At 53.6% G+C, this 233-nt stretch carries 1 protein-coding gene; it reads left to right on the forward strand.

The genetic code is table 11. From position 1 onward, the window contains the following. Positions 1-233 (forward strand): Ig-like domain-containing protein (locus tag AN389_RS20470; RefSeq protein WP_160318651.1); only part of this gene is annotated, 233 nt, incomplete at both ends.

A 233-nucleotide genomic window follows, 5' to 3' on the forward strand; every position in this document is an offset into this window, starting at 1 on the left:
CCAGCGCTCACCAACGACAGCACGCCAACTGTAACGGGCACCAGCGATGCACCCAACAGCACCGTCACGGTAACCTTTACTGATGCAGCCAATGTCGTACAAACTATTGATGTACAAACCGATGTCAACGGCAATTGGAGTGCGACACCAACCAGCGACTTAGCAGAAGGCAACTACAGTGTTAGCGCCAGCATCACTGATGCAGCAGGCAACACGGGTACAGGCACAGACAA

The sequence above is a fragment of the Pseudoalteromonas sp. P1-7a genome (assembly GCF_001401855.1).
Classification (GTDB): domain Bacteria; phylum Pseudomonadota; class Gammaproteobacteria; order Enterobacterales; family Alteromonadaceae; genus Pseudoalteromonas.